This window comes from Pseudomonas sp. LG1E9 (assembly GCF_003290225.1).
GTDB classification, from domain to species: Bacteria; Pseudomonadota; Gammaproteobacteria; order Pseudomonadales; family Pseudomonadaceae; genus Aquipseudomonas; species Aquipseudomonas cyclaminis.
On sequence record NZ_CP029983.1, the window covers coordinates 5,890,279 to 5,910,642 of the forward strand.

A 20,364-nucleotide genomic window follows, 5' to 3' on the forward strand; every position below is an offset into this window, starting at 1 on the left:
TCAGCGCTTCCTGTGAGGCGGCCGGGCTAATGGGCCTCCCGCATTAATCCGGCACGGATTACTAGCCCGTGGCGGTTGGTCCAGAATTCGCGTGCACGCCCGGATCACCTCACATCGACGAACTTAGAACGGGGAGGAGCCTAACCAAAATCCCAGTCGAAGGTGTGACCAACGATGCTCCAACACCAGTATTGCTCGATAGATTCATTGCAAATTTTTACGGTGCAAAAAGGCAAGAGAAATCATCAAAACGATAATCCTCTGGCCTTGCGAGATGATATGAGCGGCGGTAGTATCCGCCTGTTGGTCAGCGCTTCCTGTGAGACCGCAACCCCAGCCGCAAACTGGGTTGCAATAAAAAACCGCCCTACTAAGGCGGTTTTTTATCGCCTGCGATTTGCCCTTCAGCCCTCACCTTCCTCGACAAACACCAACCGATTCCCAAACGGATCCTTGATGCTCATCTCCCGCGAGCCCCACGGCGTTTCTTCAACACCGGGCTTGGCATAACGGTAGTCCTTCGCCAGCAATTGCTGCTGGTAGGCATCCACTCCCTGCGCCTGGATCCGCACCGCAGCCCCTGGCGAGGCATCGCCATGATGCTCGGACAAATGCAGCACGCATTCACCCAACGACACTTGCAGGTACAGCGGGTAATTCGCTTCGAAACGATGCTGCCAATCGACCTTGAACCCGAGGAATTCCACATAGAATTCCAACGCCTTTGTCTCGTCGAAAATCCGCAGGATGGGGGTGACTTTTCCTAAGTGCATGGCAACCGCTCCGTGTAAAAGATCGCTCACTATAAAGACGAAAAACCGCGACGCAAATCCCCGCTGCGCGCCAGGAATCGCCCAGGGCGCTGACCGTTCGCCTGCCCGTCGCTGTAGCTCAGCACGCCATTGACCCACACCCCGTCAATGCCCTCTGCCGCCCGTTCCGGCGTTTTAAAGTCCGCCATATCCCGCACCCGCAACGGATCGAACAACACCAGGTCGGCCCAATGCCCTTCACGAATGGCTCCGCGATCCGACAAGCCAAAGCGCGCTGCCGACAAGCCGGTCATCTTGTGCACCGCCGTATGCAGTGGAAACAACCCCACGTCACGGCTGAAATGCCCCAGCACCCGTGGAAACGCCCCCCACAAACGCGGATGGGGAAAGGGGTCTTCAGGCAACCCGTCCGAGCCTACCATCGACAACGGATGCGCCAGGATTCGTCGCACATCCGCCTCGTCCATCCCGTAATACACGGCGCCCGCCGGCTGCAGGCGGCGGGCGGCGTCCATCAATGAAACATTCCACTCACCGGCGATAGCCTGCAGATCTCGCCCGCCCATGTCCGGATGGGGCGTGGACCACGTAATGGTGATGCGAAATGCGTCGGTCACCTGCTTCAAATCCAGGGTCGAAGAACTGGCGGCATAGGGATAGCAATCACACCCCACCGGATGGGTTTTCGCCGCCAGTTCCAGCGCGGCCAACAGCTGCGGACTGCGCCCCCAGTTCCCCGCCCCTGCACACTTGAGGTGGGAAATAATCACCGGTGCCTTGGCATGTCGGCCAATCTGAAACGCCTCGCCCATCGCCTCCAGCACCGGCTCGAATTCGCTGCGCAAGTGAGTGGCGTACACCGCACCGTAGGCCGTCAGTTCTTCACTGAGTTGCAGCACTTCATCGGTCTCGGCATTGAACGCGCTGGCGTAGGCCAGGCCTGTGGATAAACCGAGGGCACCGGCTTCCAGACTCTCGTGCAGTTGCACCCGCATGGCGGCGATTTCATACGGTGTCGCAGTGCGATGCAGGTCGTCCATGTGGTTACTGCGCAGCGCTGTGTGGCCGATCAGCGCCGCGACGTTGACGGCTGGATGAGCGCTTTCCACGGCGCGGCGATAGTCGCTGAAACGCGGATACACAAACGCCGCAGCGCCACCCAGTAGGTTCATCGGGTCCGGCGGATCGCTGCGCAAACTGACCGGCGAGGCGCTGATGCCGCAGTTGCCGACAATCACTGTGGTCACGCCCTGACTGAGCTTGGGCAGCATCTGCGGGTGGCGTATCACCACGGTGTCGTCGTGGGTGTGCACATCGATAAAGCCTGGTGCCAATACGCGGCCGGTGGCGTCGATTTGATGCTCGGCCGTCGCAGCAGACAGCTCACCGATTGTCTCGATACGCCCCTCGCGCACCCCCACATCCGCCACGTAACCCGGTGTGTTGCTGCCATCGATGATCAGCGCGTGGCGAATCAGCGTGTCGTACTTCATATCAGTCTCCAAGCGGCAGGCTGTCGGGGCCGCCGCGATAATCGTCCAGGGCCAGTTTGATCCGGCGCAGGCGTTCCTGGTTAGCGTCCGGCAGGGCCAGCGCCAGCTCGGTAGCGAGCAGGTCGATGGCCAACAGCAGGCCATAGCGCGCTGCGGTGGGTTTGTAGATAAAACTGGTTTCGGCCGGTTGCAGGGGCAATACCACGTCCGCCAAACGCGCCAGAGGGGAATCGGCCAAAGTGATGGCGATGATGCGTGCGTCGTAGTTGCGCGCCAGCGCCACCACGTCCAGCAGTTCCGGCGTCAGGCCGGTCAACGAGCAGACGATCAGCGCATGTTCCGGGCCCAGCGTCGCAGCCGTGACGCGCATCATCACCGGATCGTGGCAAGCGGCAATCGGGTAGCCCAGGCGAACCAGGCGCACTTGTAACTCGTCGCTGCACAGGCTTGACGGGCCGCCCATGCCGAACGCATGGATCATCCGCGCCTTGCTCAGCAGGCTGACCGCATCGGCGAAACTGGCCTGGTTGAACCCCGATAAGTGCTGTCGCAACGTTGCCTCGATGTCCCCCAGAATCTGCCGGTGAAACGCCGACTGTTCGGGCAACCCCGCCGGGTCCAGGAAACGACTGCCGACGCCACTGGCCTGGGCCAGTTGCAGGCGTAAATCGCGTAGGTCGCGGCAACCGACGCTGCGGGCAAATCGCGACAACGTTGCCGTACTGACCTCAGCCCGTTGGGACAACTCCTCCAGGCTGGCCGACGCCGCAAAACCGACGTCATCGAGCATCAGCTTGGCGATACGTCCTTCGCCGGCGCTGAAAGAAGCCTGGCGGGCGCGGATCTGGTAGAGGATGTCCATGGGGGCTCCAGGGTCAGAGGATGCAAGACAGACCGTACGTAAGACCGAAGGCGACCACCGAAATCAATGTCTCCAGCACGGTCCAGGTCTTGAAGGTCTGGATCACCGTCATATTGAAGTATTCCTTGATCAGCCAGAAGCCGCCGTCATTCACGTGGGAAAAGATCACCGAACCCGCACCGGTGGCCAGCACCAGTAATTCAGGGTGTGGATAACCCAAGCCCAGGGCGACGGGTGCGACCACGCCGGACGCGGTGGTCATCGCCACCGTGGCCGACCCGGTCGCAACGCGCATCAACGCTGCGAACAACCAGCCCATTACCAGTGGCGACAGGTGAAACGCATGGGCCAGGCCAAGAATTTCGTTGGTCACACCGGCGTCCACCAGTATGCGATTCAACCCGCCGCCCGCGCCCACCAGCAAGGTGATGCTGGCGGTCGGCGAGAGGCATTCGTTGGTGAACCTGAGGATCGATTCGCGGTTGAAGCCCTGGGCCAATCCCAACGTCCAGAAACTCACCAGGGTCGCCACCAGCAAGGCGATGACCGAGTTGCCGATAAACAGCAGGAATTGGTTGAAGCCGGTCCCCGGCGTGGAGATTACATTGGCCCAACCGCCGATCATCATCAGCACCACCGGCAACAGGATGGTGCCCATGGTCAGCGCGAAACTCGGCAAACGGGTGCGCGGTTCACGCTCGATAAACTGGCGCTCCAGCGGGTTTTCCGCCGGCAGGTGGATGTGCGGCACGATGAACTTGGCGTAAAGGGGGCCAGCAATGATCGCCGTGGGGATACCGATCAGAATCGCATACAGCACCGTCTGCCCCACCGAGGCGTTATACGCCAGCACCGCCATCATCGCCGCCGGGTGCGGCGGCACCAGCGCGTGCACCACCGACAGGCCGGCGACCATCGGCAGGCCGACCATCAAAATCGACACGCCGACCCGTCGCGCCACGGTAAAGGCGATGGGCACCAGCAACACAAAACCCACCTCGAAAAACAGCGGCAGCCCCACCAGGAAGGCAATGCACACCATCGCCCAATGGGCATTGCGCTCGCCAAAACGGTTGATCAAGGTGCGCGCCACCTGCTCGGCGCCGCCGGACTCGGCCATCATCTTGCCGAGCATGGTGCCCAGCGCCACCACGAGCGCGATATGCCCCAGGGTCTTGCCGACACCCGCCTCATACGAGCCCATGATCGTGTCCGCCGGCATCCCGGCCATCAGCGCCAGGCCAATGGACACCAGGGTGATGACGATAAACGGGTTGAGTCGGTAACGTGCAATCAGCACGATCAAAGCAATGATGGCGATGGCAGCGTATGCCAACAGCCCGAAGCCCGGTGATGCGGCCATGCGGTACTCCTCGGAAAGGGTCACGTCGATTTGGTTGTGAAACTCATAAATCATTACCGAGGGGTGTTTTCAAATTTTATGAAAGTAAATTTCGCCCACAGACAAGCGCTGTCGCGTTGGGATATGCCCGACACCTGCGTATGAAAATTCAGAGGTTGTTCTTACATGAAGATCAGAGAACCGGAAACTCAACCCAGCCGGTTGAGTCATAGACTGCACATCCACTGCTGCCAGGAACATCGCCCATGATTCGCACGTCTCTCGCCGCCGGCGCCCTGCTTCTCGCCGTCTGCGGCGCGGCCACCGCCGCCGACAACCCAGCGCTGAAAAAATGCATGGACGGCGCCAACACCACCGCCGACATGGTTACTTGCAACGCCAAGCAAGCCAAGGTGCAGGACACGCGCCTGAACAAAGCCTACAAGATCGCCCTCGCCGCCCAGGAAGGTGCCCGCAAGCAGCAACTGCAAGACGTGCAGCGCCTGTGGATAAAGTACCGCGATGCCAACTGCGGGTTTATCGGCTCAGCCACCGGCGGCACCATCGATCAGGTCAATGGCACCGGCTGTGTGCTGGACATGACCCAGGCGCGCGCCCAGGAACTGGAAGACCTGGTCGGGCCGTGATTCCCCTCCACAGATGCTCCGTCAGTCGTGATGCACCCGCGCCCGCTTGAGCAACTTCTTGCAGCGCTCCGACAAATGCAGCACCCGCAGATGCTTGCCGGCCTTGGTGTAGCGCTCGCGCAGGGTCATCAGCGCGGCAATCGCTGAATAGTCGACAAAACTCAGGTGACGGCAATCCAGCGTCACCTGCTCCGGGTCATTGGCCGGGTCGAACTGATTCAAAAACGGCGTAGTCGAGGCGAAGAACAAGGTGCCGTGCAGGCGATAGAGCTTGCTGCCGTCAGCTTCCTGGTGCTCATCGGCATACAACTCGCGGGCCTGTTGCCAGGCGAAGTTGAGCGCGGCGATCACGATACCGCACAGCACGGCGGTCGCCAGGTCGGTAAACACGGTGATCACCGTCACCGCGATAATCACCAGCACGTCATTGAGCGGCACCTTGTTGATCACCCGCAGCGACGCCCAGGCAAAGGTCTGCTGGGACACCACGAACATCACCCCCACCAGCGCCGCCAGCGGGATCCGCTCGATCAGCGGTGACAGAAACAGAATGAACAGCAGGATCATCACCCCGGCAAACACCCCGGAAAAGCGCCCGCGCCCGCCGGAGCTGAGGTTGATCACGGTTTGCCCGATCATCGCGCAACCGCCCATGCCGCCGAACAGGCCCGAGACCATATTCGCCGCGCCCAATGCCACGCTTTCGCGGTCTGGGTAGCCGCGGGTTTCAGTGATTTCGTCGGTCAGGTTCAGGGTCAGCAGGGTTTCCAGCAGGCCGACCATGGCCATCAGGAACGCATAGGGCGCGATGATGCCGAGGGTTTCCAGGGTCCAGGGGATCTGCGGCAATGCAAAGGTCGGCAGGCCGCCGGCGATGTGGGCCATGTCACCGAGGGTACGGGTCGGCAGGCCAAGCAGGTACACCGTCAGGCCCACGCCGAGGATCGCCACCAACGCCGGCGGCACGGCGCGGGTCAGGCGTGGCAGCAGGTAGACGATGGCCATGGTCGCCGCCACCAACGCGGTCATCACATACAACGGCGTGCCGCTGAGCCAGGCTTCACCGCTCTTGAAATGCTCCAACTGCGCCAGCGCGATGATAATCGCCAGGCCGTTGACGAAGCCGAGCATCACCGAATGCGGCACCATGCGCACCAGCTTGCCCAGGCGCAGCAGGCCGAAGGCGACCATGATCAACCCGCCCAGCAACACCGTCGCCAGCAGATACTCCACGCCGTGCTGCACCACCAACGCCACGATCACCACCGCCATCGAGCCCGCCGCACCGGAAACCATACCGGGCCGGCCGCCAAACAAGGCCGTCAGGGTGCAGATGATAAACGCGCCGTACAGGCCCATCAGCGGGTTGAGATGAGCCACCAGGGCAAAGGCGATGCATTCGGGCAGCAGCGCGAAAGACGTGGTGAGGCCGGCCAGGGCATCGGCGCGCAGACGGGTGAGGTTCATGAGGTACCAGGGAATTGCGGGGGATAAGGCAAGGGATGGTACGGAATTGATCAACTCGGGGCTAGTCTGGAAGAGCGAGTCGCCGCCATCGGGGGCAAGCCCCCTCCCACACTTGTCCGCATTCTAATGTGGGAGGGGGCTTGCCCCCGATGGCAGCGACTCGGTCTCAAGCGAACCTCACACCCTCTCGCTGCAAATCCACTCAATGACCGACGTGCGCGTCTCAGCACGCATACCGCGCCAGCTTGGCCTGGATAAAGTCCAGGAAGCACTGAATACGCAACGCCAGTTGCGAGTTACGGTAGAACACCGCGTGGATCGGCTGGCGATAACCGCTGTTGAACGCCTCCAGCACTGGCACCAGGCGCCCGGCGTCGATGTCGGCGCTGGTCATGAAGTTCGACAGGCAACAAATGCCCTGCCCTTCCAACGCCAGCTGGCGCAAGGTTTCGCCGCTGGACGCGGCGATGCTCGGCTGGATCAGCCAGCGGTCGCCTTCCACATGGCGCAGCGGCCAGTGGTTGAGGGTTTCGGTCTGGGTGAAGCCGAGCAACGTGTGGTCGGCCAACTCGGCGACGGTCTGCGGCGCGCCGTACTGCTTGAGGTAGTCAGGGCTGGCGAGGATGTGCAGCGGCGTACACCCGAGGGCGCGCGCATGCAGGGTCGAGTCGGCCAGGGCGCCGATGCGGATGGCAATGTCGGTGCTCTGTTCCAACAGGTCGATGATCAGGTCATCGCTGTTCAACTCCAGCTGGATCTCCGGGTACAGGCTGCGAAACTCGGCGATGTACGGCACGATCCCATGCAGCATGAACGGCACCGCGGCGTTGATACGCAGCCGGCCGGCCGGTTTTTTCTGGCGTGACGACAAGCGCTCTTCCAGCTCATCCATGTGCGCCAGGATCAGCTTGGCCTGTTCGAAGAAGTACTTGCCCTCTTCGGTCAGGTCCATGCGCCGCGTGGTGCGGTTGATCAGCGTGGTGTCGAGTTTGGCTTCCAGGCGCGACAAGGTACGACTGACCGCCGACGGCGTCTGCCCGACCTGCTCCGCCGCAGCGGAAATCGAGCCGCACTCGATCACGCTGACGAAGATCTGTAGCTCATCGGATCGGGCTTTCACGGGCGGTCCTCGTTATCGGTTCACCGCAGCTTACACCGAGAAGTTGAACACCTGCGCCAGATGCTGCTCGTAGCGCGCCACGTCCGCCTCGATGGCCGGGCGTTTCATCACATCCACGCACAGGAAAGTCGGCAGGCCGGTCATGCCGAGGAACTCGTTGGCCTTGTGGAACGGGAAGTACACCGCGTCCACGCCTTTGGCTTCGAAGAAATCGCTCGGGTCGTCGAAGGCTTGCTGCGGCGCGTTCCAGGTCAGTGAGAGCATGTACTGCTTGCCCTGGATCAGGCCGCCACTGCCGTATTTCTGCGAAGCATCGGAACGGGTGCGGCCGTCGCTGGCGTAGAGGCTGCTGTGGCCTTCGGTGAAGACCTCGTCGATGTACTTCTTGACGATCCACGGTGCGCCCATCCACCAGCCGGGCATTTGGTAGATGATCACGTCGGCCCAGAGGAATTTCGCGACTTCGTCGGCGACATCGTAGCCTTCGTCGATATGCGTGACTTTGACGTCGATACCGTTGCGGTCCAACAACGCCAGTGCGGTGTCATGCAAGGTGGTGTTGTAGCGGCCATCGGAGTGGGCGAACTTTTTGCCGCCGTTGAGCAGGAGTACTTTTTTCATGAGAGGGCATCCAGAAGTTGAAAATGTCTGGACGCAGACTATCGGCCCCAACCCTTCGGAATAAGCCGTGACCCCGCAAAATACCTTTGATCAAAAAGCACGAATCCAGCGAGCATTGTTAACCACCGATCAGCAGATGACCGCCCAGCAGCGCCATGCCGATGAAAAATACCCGCTTGAACAGCACCGCACTGATGCGCTGGCGCAGCACCTGGCCCAGCCACATACCCAGCAACGCCGGGACCAGCGCCAGCAACGAGGCACTGACCTCACCGCCGCCCAAGGTACCGCGCCAGGCCAAGCCCGCCGCCAGCGCCAGGGTCGACACGGTGAACGACAGACCCAATGCCTGCACCAGTTGATCGCGATTCAAGCCCAGTGCTTGCAGATACGGCACGGCAGGAATCACGAACACGCCGGTGGCCGAGGTGATTACGCCGGTGATCAACCCACACAGCGGGCCCAACCAGCGTTCGGTTGACGGCTTGAGCTTGAAGGCGGGCAAAAACAATCCGCTCAGCGCATACACCAGCAACGCCGCGCCCAACGCCCGCACCACCCAGTGTCCGCCGTCCATGCCCAGCCACAGCGTGCCCAGCCCGGTACCGAGGAAAATCAGCAACAGCATCGGCCACAGGCGTTTGAGCAAGGCACTCAGGTGACCGCCGAATGCCAATTGCCAGAGGTTGGTGACCGTTGAAGGGATGATCAGCAGCGCCGCAGCCTGCGCCGGCAACATAGCCAGGCCGAGCATGCCCATGGCCACTGTCGGCAGGCCGAGGCCGATCACCCCTTTGACCGTGCCGGCCAGCACAAAGGTGCCGATCACCAGCAGGGTCAAGACGGGGCCGAGATTTTGGTAGAACGCGAGGAAGGTCGTCATGGAGGGATTGTGCGGGTTTGGATGTGCGCTGGAAATTCGCCATATACTGAGGCTGCCTCTTGTTTTGCGGGAGGCTGAAGGCCTCATCGAGAACCCCAGCCATGCACTTTGACCTCACCGACCTGCGCCTCTACCTGCACACCCTCGACACCGGCAACATCACCGCCGGCGCCAGCCGCAGCCATTTATCCCTGGCGGCGGCCAGCGCCCGCATCCGTGCGATGGAAGCGTCTTTTGGCATTGAACTGCTGGAGCGCGGCCGTCGTGGCGTTACCCCCACCGCCGCCGGTAAGGCTCTGGCCCGCCATGCGCGCCTGCTGCTGCAACAGGCCGAGCACCTGCAACAGGACCTGGCGGAATACGCCAACGGCATCAAAGGCCAGGTGCGCCTGCTGTGCAACACCACGGCGCTCAGTGAATACCTGCCGGAACTGTTGGCGGATTTTCTGCGCGAACACCCCAACCTCGACATCGACCTGCAGGAATTGCCCAGCCTGCGCATCACCCAGGCGTTGCGCCAGGGCACGGCGGATCTGGGCATCATCTCCGATGCGGTGGATACCCACGGTTTGCAGACCCTGCCCTTTCGCGATGACCCACTGGTGCTGATCATGCCCCTGGATCATCCCTTGGCTGCCAGCCCGGTGAGTTTTATCGACAGCCTGCCACACGATTACGTCGGCCTCGCGGCCCACAGCGCACTGGCGGTGTACCTGGAAGAGCAAGCGCTGAACGCGGGGTTTCGCTTACACACGCGCATCCGCGCCGAGGGCTTTGATGGGGTGATTCGGATGGTCGCACGGGGCGCTGGCCTGGGCATCGTGCCCCAGGCCGCGCTGGATCGCTGGCCTTTGGAGCGCCACTTCCAGGCCCAGCCTCTGGCAGAAGACTGGGCCTGCCGACAGCTATTGCTGTGCACACGTTCGTTCGAACAACTGCCCGGTTACGCCAAAGCCTTGTTCGACGCCTTGGCCCTGCCCTTGCGGAAGAACCCGTAATACACCGCCGACAGAATCAGCAGGAATGGCACGCCAAACACCAACGTCATCTTGAACGCCTCGGTGAAATACGTGGTGATCATCACCGCGCCCATCAGCACCAGGCCCAGCAAGGTGCTGTAGGGAAACAGGCGCAGCTGGAATGAGAGCTTCGGCCCGCCGTGACGCTTGCGATAACGGCGGAAAAACAGGTGCGTGAGGAAGATCATGAACCAGGTAAAGATCGCGCCGAACATCGAGATCGCCATCATCAAGGTGAATGAGCTTTGCGGGTACACCACATTCAACAAGGTCGCCAGGGCAATGCCCGAACTGGACAGCAGCAGCGCATTCAGCGGGATGCCGCTTTTGCTCAGGGCGCCCATGGACTTGGGCGCGAAGCCGGCGCGGGACAAGCTGAACATCATGCGCGTGGTGATGTAGAGCTGGCTGTTCATCGCCGACAGCGCGGCAATCAGGATCACAAAGTTCATCACCCCGGTGGCGCCGGGAATGCCGATGGTCTGCATCACCGTGACGAACGGGCTCTGGGTCTGCCCGGCCTGGCTCCACGGCACGATGGCGAGCATCAGCGCCAGGGTCAGCAGGTAGAACACCACCAACCGCACGATGGTTGCGCGAAAGGCCTTCTTCACCGCCTGCTCCGGGTCGGCGGCTTCACCGGCAGCCACGGCGATCATCTCCACGCTGAGGTAGCTGAAGATCGACACAATCACCGCGATCCACATGCCGCTCAAGCCATGGGGGAAAAATCCGCCGTGTGCGGTGTAGTTCTGCACGCCGTAATCCGGGTTGCCGGAGCCGAACACCACGTACACGGCCAGGATGATGAAGCCGATAATGGCGCTGATCTTGATGGTGGAAAACCAGTATTCGAAGTTACCGAAGGTCTTCACGCTGATCGCATTGAGCACAATCAGCACACTGGAAAACGACACGATCCACACCCACTCCGGCACGTTAGCGAACCAGTACTTCATGTACATCGCCACCGCCGTGACCTCGGCGCCCACCGCCAGCACAATCGCCGCCCAGTAGGCATAACGCACCAGGAACCCGGCCAGCGGGCTGATGTAGAACTCGGCGTAGGCGCCGAAGGAGCCCGAGGTGGAATGGGCCACCGTCATCTCTGCCAGACACCCCATCAGCAGCAAAGTGATCAGCGCGCCGATGGCGTAACTCACCAGCACACTCGGCCCGGCATAACCGATGGCATAGGCGCTGCCCATGAACAGCCCGGTGCCAATGGCACCACCGATGGCGATCATGCTCATCTGGCCGGAAGTCAGCTGGCGCCGCAGGCCCAGTTCGCGTTGGGTGATTTCGGCAAAGCCGGTGTCGGGTGTGGTCACGTTGGTGTGCCTCTTTATTATTGTGGTTGCACTGTTTGGATATTGTCGCGGATCCCTGTGGGAGGGGTTTAATCAGGTAACGCTGTGGCGGACTTTGAATTGCGGCTGGTCCCAGGTGTTTTCGTCGAGAATCTCACCGAGGATTTCCACGGCGTCCCACACCTCGGTAAAGCTCGTATACAACGGCGTAAACCCAAACCGCATAATCCGCGGCTCGCGGTAATCACCGATCACGCCACGGGCAATCAGGGCCTGGATCACCGCATAACCTTCAGGGTGCTCAAAGCTCACATGGCTACCGCGCCGCGCATGTTCACGCGGAGTGATCAACACCAGGCCGTGCGCCGCGCAACGGGCTTCAACCAGCTCGATAAACAGGTCAGTCAACGCCAGGGATTTGCTGCGCAGGCTGGCCATATCGGTCTGTTCGAAAATCTCCAGGCCACACTCCACCATCGCCAGCGAAGTGATCGGCTGGGTGCCGCACAGGTAGCGGGCGATGCCGGCGCTCGGCGCATAGTTGGACTCCATGGCGAACTGCCGGGTATGCCCGAACCAGCCCGACAGTGGCTGACGCACCAAGTCCACCAGCGCCGGATTAACCCACACGAACGCCTGGGAGCCGGGGCCGCCATTGAGGTACTTGTAGGTGCAGCCAATCGCGTAATCGGCTCCCGCGTTGTGCAGGTCGATGGGCACCGCGCCTGCCGAGTGCGCCAAGTCCCAGATACTCAGCGCACCACATTCATGGCTCAAGGCAGTGAGCGCCTGCATGTCGTACATGTAGCCGGTCTTGTAGTTGACGTGAGTGAGCATCACCACCGCCACATCGCCGTCGATGGCCTGGGGCAGTTCATCCGGGCTGTTCACCAGACGCAGGGAGTAACCCTGTTGCAGCAACTCGGCCAGGCCTTCGGCGATGTACAGGTCGGTGGGAAAGTTGCTCGCTTCGCTGACGATCACCTTGCGCGCGGGTGCGCGTTGGCGCTGCACCGTCAGCGCCGCGCTGAGCACTTTGAACAGGTTGATGGAGGTGGTATCAGTGATCACCACTTCACCGTCCCGCGCACCGATCAGCGGTGCCAGGCGATTGCCCAGCCGCTGGGACAAATCCGCCCAGCCCGCGCTGTTCCAACTACGGATCAAGCCATTGCCCCACTCATGCGCAATCACCTGTTGCGCCCGCGCCAGCGATGCCGCCGGGCGGGCGCCGAGGGAGTTGCCATCGAGGTAAATCACGCCCGCAGGCAAGGTGAACTGATTGCGCAACGGCGCCAGCGAATCCTGGGCGTCGAGGGCTTGGCAATGGCTTCGGGTGGTCATGGTCTGTCCTGGTTTTTATAAGTGAAGATGGACTAGATAATGAACGAAGATTTACAGAATTTTCGTGCAAAGTGGTGGGCAACCAGCTAATTAAGCTGTAGGAAATTCGAAGTTAACCCCCAAATACGCGGATTTATTCTAACCATGATTCTTGACGCCACCGACCTGCGCCTCCTGCATTTCCTGCAACAGGATGGCCGTATCAGCAACCAGGAACTGGCGGAAAAAGTCGCGCTGTCGCCCTCCGCCTGCCTGCGCCGTCTGCGCCTGCTGGAGAGCGAAGGCATCATCAGCGGCTACCGCGCGGTGCTGAACGCCGAACAATTGGGGATCGAGCTGGAAGCCATCGTCCACCTGTCGTTGCGCCAGGACGTGGAGGATTGGCATGAGACCTTTATCAAGAAGGTGCAGGGCTGGCCGGAAGTGGCCAGCGCCTATGTGATCACCGGCGCCAGCAACTATGTACTGCGGGTACAGGCGCGCAACCTCAAGCACTTCTCGGACTTTATCGTGAACCACCTGAACCGCACGGCAGGGGTGATGGATATACGCTCGGAGATTGTGTTGCAGAAGATCAAGGATCGGGATGAGGTGTTGGATTTGGTGCTGCGCAAATAGCGAGCACAACACAGATCAAATGTGGGAGGGGCGGTGCGACGATTCGACTTGCCCCCGATAGCAGTGTGACAGTCACTGAATATTTGGCTGATGCACCGCCATCGGGGCATGGGTATCTACACAACTCTCAAAGGCTTATACATAACTCTGTGGTGAGCGGGCTTGTCCCGCTCACCACAACAGCCCAGTTGCCATAGATTCAGCATCCACGGGAAGTTGTGTAGATACCTATGGCCATCGGGGGCAAGCCCCCTCCCACATTTTTGACCGTATTGATCAATCCTCCAGGGCGCGAACCCGCTGCATGCGTTTCTGTTCTATCGGCGCGTCAGCCACCTGCAATTCAAAGTCAAAATCAATCTGCGCAAACCGCCCTTGCACACCAAACTCCCGCGCCAGTTGCTGATCGTCACTGAAGCGAATTTCAGCAATCAATTCATCCCGCGTCGCGTAGGCGAAGTCATCGTGCAGGTAAGGATCGTCCGACAGGTTGATCTGGGTGGTCAGGTGCCGGTGGCCCGGCGCCGAGATAAAGAAGTGGATATGCGCCGGCCGCTGCCCATGACGCCCGAGCTGATCAAGCAGTTGCTGGGTCGGCCCGGTCGGCGGACAGCCGTAGCCGGACGGCACGATGCTACGAAAACGGTAGTTGCCCTGGGCGTCAGTCTCGATGCGGCGGCGCAGGTTGAACTCCGACTGAGCGGGATCAAACCACGAATAAGTGCCGCCGGTGTTGGCCTGCCATACGTCCACGATCGCCCCGGCCAACGGCTTGCCGTCGGTGTCGCGCACCTGCCCGCGCATGAACAGCGGCACCGCCGCATCTGTCCCATCATCCAGGCGCGCTTCGTACTGGGACAGCGGCGCACCGGCCACATACAGCGGGCCTTCGATGGTGCGCGGGGTGCCGCCGGATTTGCCGGCTTCTTCGTCGGCGGCGTCCATCAACAGGTCCAGGTAGTGTTCCAGGCCCAGCCCGGCGGCGAGCAGCCCGGCTTCCTGATTCTTGCCCAGCTCGTTGAGGTAGTTGACCGCCTTCCAGAACTCTTCAGGGGTCACGTCCAAGTCTTCGATGATGTTCACGGTGTCGCGCAAAATCCGGTAGATCAGCGCTTTGGTGCGCGGGTTACCGCCGTCATTGAGGTTGCCGCTGGCTTCTTCGAGAAACCGTTGGGCGTGGGCAGTCTGGGACAGTCGGGTGGACATGGTGCAATCCTCATCTTGTAATTATTGGGTGTAGAGCAGGCTCAACGGTCGTCCTCATGGATCGACGAAGGGTGTCGGCACAGGGCGTTCACTTCGATGGCCATGTAGGGATAAAGCGGCAGTTGCATCAGCAGGTCGTGCAGTTCTTGCACGCTGTCGACGTCGAACACGCTGTAGTTGGCGTAGAGCCCGGCGATGCGCCACAGGTGGCGCCATTTGCCCTGCTGTTGCAGGCGCTGCGCCAGGGCTTTTTCGTCGGCCTTGAGGCTGGCGGCGCGCTCGGGGTTCATGTCGACGGGCAGGTTCACGGTCATTTTTACGTGGAACAACATGGCAGGCGCCTCTTAGTGTTTATCACGACGCAAGAACGCCAGGCGCTCCTCGTCGATGGCCAGGCCCAGGCCCGGCGCGTGGGAAACATGCAGCTGGAAATCGCGGTACACCGGCGGTTCGGTGAGGATGTCTTCGGTGAGCAGCAGCGGGCCGAACAGTTCCGTGCCCCACGCCAATTTGTCGAGAGTCAGGAACGCATGGGCCGAGGCCAGGGTGCCGATGCCGCCTTCCAGCATGGTCCCGCCGTACAGACCAATACCGGCGGCTTCGGCAATCGCCGCCGTGCGTAACACCGCACGTGGGCCGCCGTTCTTGGCGATCTTGAGGGCGAATACCGACGCCGCACCTTCACGGGCCAGGTTGAAGGCATCCTCGACACACTCGATGGACTCATCCGCCATGATCGGCGCAGGGCTCGACAGGTTCAGCCGCGCCATGCCGCCACGGTTGTTGCGCGAAATCGGTTGTTCGATCAGGTCGATACCGTTGTCGCCCAGTACCTTGCAGGCCCGCAGGGCGACGGCTTCATCCCAGGCCTGATTGACGTCGACGCGCACACTGGCGCGCTCGCCCAAAGCCTTTTTGATTGCGATCACATGGGCCAGGTCGCGGCCTACTTCGCCTGCGCCAATCTTCAGTTTGAAGATGCGGTGGCGGCGCAGGTCGAGCATCTTTTCAGCCTCGGCAATGTCTTGCTCGGTGTTGCCACTGGCCAAGGTCCAGGCCACCGGCAGCGCGTCACGCACGCGACCGCCGAGCAGTTCGCTCACCGGCAGGTTCAGGCGCTTGCCCAGCGCATCGAGCAACGCACTTTCAAGCCCGGATTTGGCAAAGGTATTACCGCGAATACTGCGCTCCAGGCGCAACATGGCGGCGTTGATGTTGCTGGCGTCCTGGCCGATCAACAGCGGCGCAAAGTGGCGGTCGATGTTGATCTTGATGCTGTCGGGGCTTTCGTTGCCGTAGCTCAGGCCGCCGATGGTGGTGGACTCTCCGATGCCTTCGATGCCATCGGCGCAACGCACGCGGATGATCACCAGGGTCTGGTTTTGCATCGTGTGCATTGCCAGCTTGTGCGGGCGGATGGTGGGGAGGTCGACGATGATGGTCTCGATCGACTCAATGGCGCAAATCGGCATGGCAATACCCGTTGGGTTCTTTATAGGTTTGCGCTGATTCTGTTCCCGGTCTTTCCAGGGGGCCAATATAGAATTAGTCTCGAACAATACTCTTAAGGTATGAAAGGAGCCGTTATGGAGCTGCGTCATCTGCGCTATTTCCAGGTGCTGGGCGAAACCCTCAACTTCACCCGCGCCGCCGAACGCCTGCACATCGCCCAGCCGCCGTTGAGCCGGCAGATCCAGCAATTGGAGGATGAGCTGGGCGTGATTCTGCTTGAGCGCGGCCGACCGCTGCGGCTGACCGAAGCCGGGCGGTTTTTCTATGAGCACGCCAATGTGTTGCTGGAACAGTTGAACAAGGTCTGCGACAGCACCCGGCGCATCGGCCAGGGTGAAAAGACCTGGCTGGGCATCGGTTTTGCGCCCTCGACCTTGTATGGCGTGTTGCCCGAGCTGATCCGCCGCCTGCGCAGCCATGAGGCGCTGGAGCTGGAATTGGGCCTGTCGGAGATGACCACCTTGCAGCAGGTCGAAGCGCTCAAGGCTGGGCGCATTGATGTGGGGTTCGGGCGTATCCGCATCGACGACCCGGCCATCGACCAGCGCGTACTGGTGGAGGATCGGCTGGTGGCGGTGCTGCCTGCCGGGCATCCGCTGCTCACCGCCCCCGTCACCCTCGCCCAACTGGCCGCCGAGCCCTTTGTGCTGTACCCCGGCAACCCGCGCCCCAGTTATGCCGACCATGTGATCGCCCTGTTCGACACCCACGGCTTGAGCCTCAAGGTGGCGCAGTGGACCAACGAGCTGCAGACCGCGATTGGCCTGGTCGGCGCGGGCATGGGCGTGACGCTGGTGCCCGCCTCGGTGCAGGTGCTGCATCGGGCGGACATCGGTTACACGCCGATTGTGGAAACCACAGCGACCTCGCCGATTATTCTCAGCCGAAGGGTGAATGATCAGTCGCCGGGGCTCAGGCATTGTTTGCAGTTGGTTGAAGAGCTGATCTGAAGGGTCAGAGGCTGCGTAGGCGATTGCGCTGCAAGGTCTGGCTGGGAGATTCATCAAAGAGTTTTCTGTACTCCGCCGAAAACCGCCCAAGGTGGGTAAAGCCCCACCCCAGGGCGATCTCGGAGATGGTGCGGATAGAGCCATGTTCAAGAATTTCCTGGCGCACCGCACCCAGTCGGTACTTCTTCAGGTAGGCCATCGGCGACAAGGCAAAGTACTTGCGGAACGCGTCGAACAGCTTGAAGCGCGACACGCCCGCAGCGGCTTCCAAGTCTTCCAGGTGCACCGCTTCGCGGGCGTTGTCGTGAATGTACTGACGCGCGCGGATCAAATAATGCGGCAGCTTCACGCCGAGTACGTCACGCAGTTCCTCGGAGTAGTTATTCGGCTGGGCCAGGATCAAACCCTTGATCAGCGAGCTTTCCAGGTCGCGGGTAAACGCGGCCTGCTCGTACAGCTCGCTGCTGCGCTCCAACTCGGCGATAAAGTAGCGCGCCATGCGCCACCACGACGCCGGGGCGCCGTCCACCGCGTCCATCACGGATTCAAAGCGCAGCGGCGCGTCAATGGGCCGTTGCAGCAAACCTTCCAGGGATTCACTCATCGCCGCCCGCGTAATCACCACTTGCAGCTTGCGGCAGTCGCCGGAAATCGCCAGCACCTGGTGCTCGTTGGGCGAGATGATCACGCCTTGATCGCGGTTGGAACTCAGGCGCTCACCGTTCTTGCTCAACTCCTGTTCACCCACCAGCGGCAGGCTGAGGCTATAGCTGCTGAAGTGCTCGGCATCCTCGATGTCGATGGTCACGTCGGTGCCGTACTCGATCACACCCAACGTCGTGGCGCGGGACTTGAACACATTGGCGCTGTGGTGGAAACGCAGGCGCTCGGGGGTCGTCGTCGCCAGGCGGTGCGGCCCGCAGATGCCGGACATCCAGCTGCGGGCGCCTTCCAGGTCGAAGCGTTGGATATGGATATCGCGTGTCTGGCTGCTCATCAGGGTGCACCCACGGCGGTTAGGCGTTTGCGCGCTCTGGCGGCGCGTCGTTATCGTTGTTGGACAGCAAGTTCTGCGCCACGCCGGCAGTATCGCCACTGAGTGGATAGCAACGGCCGACTATGTGGATAAGTCACCGCGTTTCACGTCCCTTGCGCCCTCTGACAGTAGCGCATGGCGTTACCCCGCCGCACCGTGTTGGGTACTGCGCGCCCAACTTTGCGGCCCATCTTCCCCCATTAAGCGGATAGCCCGCGCCCTGCCCCGCTGCCTCTAATAAACCACCGATTAGCCCCTATCAAAAAGGTGCCTCCCATGAGTGGTGCAAGAAGCGTCGAGCAGTGGAAAAGCTTTATCGACAGCTGCCTGGATTTTCGTCCGGCAGACGAAGTGTTCCGTATCGCCCGGGACATGTTCACCGAGCCAGAGCTGTTCGACCTGGAGATGGAACTGATCTTCGAAAAGAACTGGATCTACGCCTGCCACGAAAGCGAACTGGCGAATAACCACGACTTCGTGACCCTGCGCGCCGGGCGCCAGCCGATGATCATCACCCGCGATGGCGAAGGCCAGCTTAATGCGCTGATCAACGCCTGCCAGCATCGCGGCACCACCCTGACCCGCGTCGGCAAGGGCAACCAGTCGACGTTTACCTGCCCGTTCCACGCCTGGTGCTACAAAAGCGATGGCCGGCTGGTGAAGGTCAAGGCGCCGGGGGAATACCCGGAGGGTTTCGACAAAGCCACCCGCGGCCTGAAAAAGGCGCGCATCGAAAGCTACAAAGGTTTTGTGTTTATCAGCCTGGACGTGAACGGCACGAACAGCCTGGAAGACTTCCTCGGCGACGCCAAAGTGTTTTTCGACATGATGGTCGCGCAGTCCGCCACCAGTGAACTGGAAGTGCTGCCGGGCAAATCCGCCTACACCTACGACGGCAACTGGAAGCTGCAGAACGAAAACGGCCTGGACGGTTATCACGTGAGCACCGTGCACTACAACTACGTGGCCACCGTGCAGCATCGCCAACAGGTCAATACCGAGAACGGCACCGCTTCAGGCACAACACTGGACTACAGCAAACTCGGCGCGGGTGATGCGAACACCGATGATGGCTGGTTCGCCTTCAACAATGGCCACAGCCTGTTGTTCAGCGACATGCCCAATCCCTCCGTACGTTCCGGCTACAGCACCATCATGCCGCGCCTGGTGGAAGAGCACGGCCAGCAAAAAGCCGAATGGATGATGCACCGCCTGCGCAACCTGAATATCTACCCGAGCCTGTTCTTCCTCGACCAGATCAGCTCGCAGTTGCGCATCATCCGCCCGGTGGCGTGGAACAAGACCGAAATCATCAGCCAATGCCTGGGGGTGAAAAACGAGTCCGACGCCGACCGCGAAAACCGCATTCGCCAGTTCGAGGACTTCTTCAACGTATCGGGCATGGGCACGCCGGACGATTTGGTGGAGTTTCGCGAAGCCCAGCGCGGTTTCCAGGGGCGCCTGGAGCGCTGGAGCGATATCTCCCGTGGCAGCCATCGCTGGGAAACCGGGCCGACGCCCAACAGCGAAGCCATCGGCATCCAACCGGCGATGACCGGCACCGAATTCACCCACGAAGGGCTGTACGTCAACCAGCACCGCAATTGGCAACAGTTCCTGCTCAAGGGCCTGGACAAACAAGCGCTGACACTGCGGGAGGTGGAATGATGAACGCGCAATTGCAGTACCGGATCGAGCAGTTCTTCTACCGCAAGTCCGAACTCTGCGACGCCCAGGACTGGGACGGCTATGTGCAGTTGTTCGACCCGCAGAGTGAATTCCACCTGCCGCAATGGGACTCGGAACATGTGTACACCCGCGATCCCAAACGCGAGATGTCGCTGATCTACTACGCCAACCGTTCCGGCCTGGAAGACCGCATTTTTCGCCTGCGCACCGGCAAGGCCGCGTCAGCCACGCCAATGCCGCGCACTTTGCACCTGATCAATAACGTGCGCATTGCCGAACAGGCGGATGGCGCGCTGGAGGTGAAGCTGAACTGGCACACGCTGTTCTATCGGCTGGCGACGTCGGAGCAGTTTTACGGACAGGCCACCTACAGCCTCAAGCCCGATGGCGACAGCTGGTTGATCACCCGCAAGCACGCGTTGTTGCTCAACGACACCATCAACTCGGTGCTGGATTTCTATCACCTCTAAAG

20 protein-coding genes are annotated in these 20,364 nt (G+C 61.1%); 6 read left to right on the forward strand and 14 right to left on the reverse strand.

Annotation, left to right across the window (positions count from 1 at the left end; all coding sequences use genetic code 11):
* Positions 1 to 404: 404 nt before the first annotated feature.
* Genes DNK50_RS27015 through DNK50_RS27030 form a run of 4 tightly spaced genes read right to left on the reverse strand, consistent with a single transcriptional unit; the run spans position 405 to position 4,491 of the window.
* On the reverse strand, positions 405 to 773 hold the full coding sequence (locus DNK50_RS27015) for a glyoxalase superfamily protein (RefSeq protein ID WP_112196725.1): 369 nt from the start codon (positions 771 to 773) through the stop codon (positions 405 to 407).
* 29 nt (positions 774 to 802) lie between these two features.
* Entirely contained in the window at positions 803 to 2,266 is a 1,464-nt protein-coding gene (locus DNK50_RS27020; protein WP_112196726.1) for an amidohydrolase family protein, read from the reverse strand.
* A 1-nt stretch (position 2,267) separates the two neighbouring features.
* Entirely contained in the window at positions 2,268 to 3,128 is an 861-nt protein-coding gene (locus DNK50_RS27025) for a MurR/RpiR family transcriptional regulator (RefSeq protein ID WP_112196727.1), read from the reverse strand.
* A gap of 13 nt (positions 3,129 to 3,141) precedes the next feature.
* The gene (locus tag DNK50_RS27030; RefSeq protein ID WP_256595405.1) at positions 3,142 to 4,491 is read right to left on the reverse strand and encodes a gluconate:H+ symporter; all 1,350 of its coding nucleotides are present in this window, start codon (positions 4,489 to 4,491) and stop codon (positions 3,142 to 3,144) included.
* 245 nt (positions 4,492 to 4,736) lie between these two features.
* Between DNK50_RS27030 and DNK50_RS27035 the strand changes: the two genes are divergently transcribed.
* Positions 4,737 to 5,117, forward strand: coding sequence for a lysozyme inhibitor LprI family protein (locus tag DNK50_RS27035; RefSeq protein WP_099587246.1), 381 nt, complete (start codon positions 4,737 to 4,739; stop codon positions 5,115 to 5,117).
* Positions 5,118 to 5,138: 21 nt separating this feature from the next.
* Here DNK50_RS27035 and DNK50_RS27040 read toward each other — a convergent pair whose 3' ends face one another.
* From DNK50_RS27040 to DNK50_RS27055, 4 genes are all read right to left on the reverse strand, one after another.
* Positions 5,139 to 6,584, reverse strand: coding sequence for a SulP family inorganic anion transporter (locus DNK50_RS27040; protein ID WP_112196729.1), 1,446 nt, complete (start codon positions 6,582 to 6,584; stop codon positions 5,139 to 5,141).
* Between the two features lie 223 nt (positions 6,585 to 6,807).
* Complete coding sequence (locus DNK50_RS27045) at positions 6,808 to 7,704, reverse strand: LysR family transcriptional regulator (protein ID WP_099587244.1); 897 nt, start codon at positions 7,702 to 7,704, stop codon at positions 6,808 to 6,810.
* Between the two features lie 30 nt (positions 7,705 to 7,734).
* On the reverse strand, positions 7,735 to 8,325 hold the full coding sequence (locus tag DNK50_RS27050; protein ID WP_112196730.1) for an NAD(P)H-dependent oxidoreductase: 591 nt from the start codon (positions 8,323 to 8,325) through the stop codon (positions 7,735 to 7,737).
* Between the two features lie 118 nt (positions 8,326 to 8,443).
* The gene (locus tag DNK50_RS27055; RefSeq protein ID WP_112196731.1) at positions 8,444 to 9,208 is read right to left on the reverse strand and encodes a sulfite exporter TauE/SafE family protein; all 765 of its coding nucleotides are present in this window, start codon (positions 9,206 to 9,208) and stop codon (positions 8,444 to 8,446) included.
* Positions 9,209 to 9,309: 101 nt separating this feature from the next.
* Here DNK50_RS27055 and DNK50_RS27060 point away from each other — a divergent pair, with 101 nt between their 5' ends.
* Positions 9,310 to 10,206: a LysR substrate-binding domain-containing protein gene (locus DNK50_RS27060; RefSeq protein ID WP_112196732.1), complete on the forward strand. Its 897-nt coding sequence runs from the start codon at positions 9,310 to 9,312 to the stop codon at positions 10,204 to 10,206.
* On the opposite strand, the gene DNK50_RS27065 is transcribed toward DNK50_RS27060, so the two are convergent.
* Positions 10,152 to 11,558: an amino acid permease gene (locus tag DNK50_RS27065; protein WP_112196733.1), complete on the reverse strand. Its 1,407-nt coding sequence runs from the start codon at positions 11,556 to 11,558 to the stop codon at positions 10,152 to 10,154. The genes DNK50_RS27060 and DNK50_RS27065 overlap by 55 nt on opposite strands.
* A gap of 72 nt (positions 11,559 to 11,630) precedes the next feature.
* Positions 11,631 to 12,881 carry a kynureninase gene (gene kynU / locus DNK50_RS27070; RefSeq protein WP_112196734.1) on the reverse strand — a complete coding sequence of 417 codons (1,251 nt, stop codon included), beginning with the start codon at positions 12,879 to 12,881 and terminating at the stop codon, positions 11,631 to 11,633.
* Between the two features lie 144 nt (positions 12,882 to 13,025).
* On the opposite strand from kynU, the gene DNK50_RS27075 reads away from it, so the two are divergent.
* Positions 13,026 to 13,499 (forward strand): Lrp/AsnC family transcriptional regulator, encoded by a 474-nt coding sequence (locus tag DNK50_RS27075; protein ID WP_003194103.1) that lies wholly within the window; start codon positions 13,026 to 13,028, stop codon positions 13,497 to 13,499.
* Between the two features lie 276 nt (positions 13,500 to 13,775).
* Here the strand turns inward: DNK50_RS27075 and catA are convergent, their stop codons facing one another.
* The 3 genes from catA to DNK50_RS27090 are packed head-to-tail and all read right to left on the reverse strand — an operon-like array spanning position 13,776 to position 16,177.
* Positions 13,776 to 14,705 carry a catechol 1,2-dioxygenase gene (gene catA, locus DNK50_RS27080; RefSeq protein WP_112196735.1) on the reverse strand — a complete coding sequence of 310 codons (930 nt, stop codon included), beginning with the start codon at positions 14,703 to 14,705 and terminating at the stop codon, positions 13,776 to 13,778.
* A gap of 41 nt (positions 14,706 to 14,746) precedes the next feature.
* Positions 14,747 to 15,037 (reverse strand): muconolactone Delta-isomerase, encoded by a 291-nt coding sequence (gene catC / locus DNK50_RS27085; RefSeq protein ID WP_112196736.1) that lies wholly within the window; start codon positions 15,035 to 15,037, stop codon positions 14,747 to 14,749.
* Between the two features lie 12 nt (positions 15,038 to 15,049).
* The gene (locus DNK50_RS27090) at positions 15,050 to 16,177 is read right to left on the reverse strand and encodes a muconate cycloisomerase family protein (protein WP_112196737.1); all 1,128 of its coding nucleotides are present in this window, start codon (positions 16,175 to 16,177) and stop codon (positions 15,050 to 15,052) included.
* A 114-nt stretch (positions 16,178 to 16,291) separates the two neighbouring features.
* On the opposite strand from DNK50_RS27090, the gene DNK50_RS27095 reads away from it, so the two are divergent.
* Complete coding sequence (locus DNK50_RS27095) at positions 16,292 to 17,167, forward strand: LysR family transcriptional regulator (RefSeq protein ID WP_112196738.1); 876 nt, start codon at positions 16,292 to 16,294, stop codon at positions 17,165 to 17,167.
* A gap of 4 nt (positions 17,168 to 17,171) precedes the next feature.
* On the opposite strand, the gene DNK50_RS27100 is transcribed toward DNK50_RS27095, so the two are convergent.
* Positions 17,172 to 18,164 (reverse strand): helix-turn-helix domain-containing protein, encoded by a 993-nt coding sequence (locus tag DNK50_RS27100; protein ID WP_099587234.1) that lies wholly within the window; start codon positions 18,162 to 18,164, stop codon positions 17,172 to 17,174.
* Positions 18,165 to 18,479: 315 nt separating this feature from the next.
* Between DNK50_RS27100 and antA the strand changes: the two genes are divergently transcribed.
* Both antA and antB read left to right on the forward strand, forming a co-directional pair.
* Positions 18,480 to 19,871, forward strand: coding sequence for an anthranilate 1,2-dioxygenase large subunit (gene antA / locus DNK50_RS27105; RefSeq protein WP_112196739.1), 1,392 nt, complete (start codon positions 18,480 to 18,482; stop codon positions 19,869 to 19,871).
* Positions 19,871 to 20,362 (forward strand): anthranilate 1,2-dioxygenase small subunit, encoded by a 492-nt coding sequence (antB, locus tag DNK50_RS27110; RefSeq protein ID WP_099587232.1) that lies wholly within the window; start codon positions 19,871 to 19,873, stop codon positions 20,360 to 20,362. Before antA ends, antB begins: the two co-directional genes overlap by 1 nt.
* The last annotated feature ends 2 nt before the right edge of the window (positions 20,363 to 20,364 follow it).

Coding starts and splice junctions, on each gene's coding strand:
- DNK50_RS27015 (WP_112196725.1), bottom strand. CDS start 773: ATGCACTTAGGAAAAGTCACCCCCATCCTGCGGATTTTCGACGAGACA.
- DNK50_RS27020 (WP_112196726.1), bottom strand. CDS start 2,266: ATGAAGTACGACACGCTGATTCGCCACGCGCTGATCATCGATGGCAGC.
- DNK50_RS27025 (WP_112196727.1), bottom strand. CDS start 3,128: ATGGACATCCTCTACCAGATCCGCGCCCGCCAGGCTTCTTTCAGCGCC.
- DNK50_RS27030 (WP_256595405.1), bottom strand. CDS start 4,491: ATGGCCGCATCACCGGGCTTCGGGCTGTTGGCATACGCTGCCATCGCC.
- DNK50_RS27035 (WP_099587246.1), top strand. CDS start 4,737: ATGATTCGCACGTCTCTCGCCGCCGGCGCCCTGCTTCTCGCCGTCTGC.
- DNK50_RS27040 (WP_112196729.1), bottom strand. CDS start 6,584: ATGAACCTCACCCGTCTGCGCGCCGATGCCCTGGCCGGCCTCACCACG.
- DNK50_RS27050 (WP_112196730.1), bottom strand. CDS start 8,325: ATGAAAAAAGTACTCCTGCTCAACGGCGGCAAAAAGTTCGCCCACTCC.
- DNK50_RS27055 (WP_112196731.1), bottom strand. CDS start 9,208: ATGACGACCTTCCTCGCGTTCTACCAAAATCTCGGCCCCGTCTTGACC.
- DNK50_RS27060 (WP_112196732.1), top strand. CDS start 9,310: ATGCACTTTGACCTCACCGACCTGCGCCTCTACCTGCACACCCTCGAC.
- kynU (WP_112196734.1), bottom strand. CDS start 12,881: ATGACCACCCGAAGCCATTGCCAAGCCCTCGACGCCCAGGATTCGCTG.
- DNK50_RS27075 (WP_003194103.1), top strand. CDS start 13,026: ATGATTCTTGACGCCACCGACCTGCGCCTCCTGCATTTCCTGCAACAG.
- catA (WP_112196735.1), bottom strand. CDS start 14,705: ATGTCCACCCGACTGTCCCAGACTGCCCACGCCCAACGGTTTCTCGAA.
- catC (WP_112196736.1), bottom strand. CDS start 15,037: ATGTTGTTCCACGTAAAAATGACCGTGAACCTGCCCGTCGACATGAAC.
- DNK50_RS27090 (WP_112196737.1), bottom strand. CDS start 16,177: ATGCCGATTTGCGCCATTGAGTCGATCGAGACCATCATCGTCGACCTC.
- DNK50_RS27095 (WP_112196738.1), top strand. CDS start 16,292: ATGGAGCTGCGTCATCTGCGCTATTTCCAGGTGCTGGGCGAAACCCTC.
- DNK50_RS27100 (WP_099587234.1), bottom strand. CDS start 18,164: ATGAGCAGCCAGACACGCGATATCCATATCCAACGCTTCGACCTGGAA.
- antA (WP_112196739.1), top strand. CDS start 18,480: ATGAGTGGTGCAAGAAGCGTCGAGCAGTGGAAAAGCTTTATCGACAGC.
- antB (WP_099587232.1), top strand. CDS start 19,871: ATGAACGCGCAATTGCAGTACCGGATCGAGCAGTTCTTCTACCGCAAG.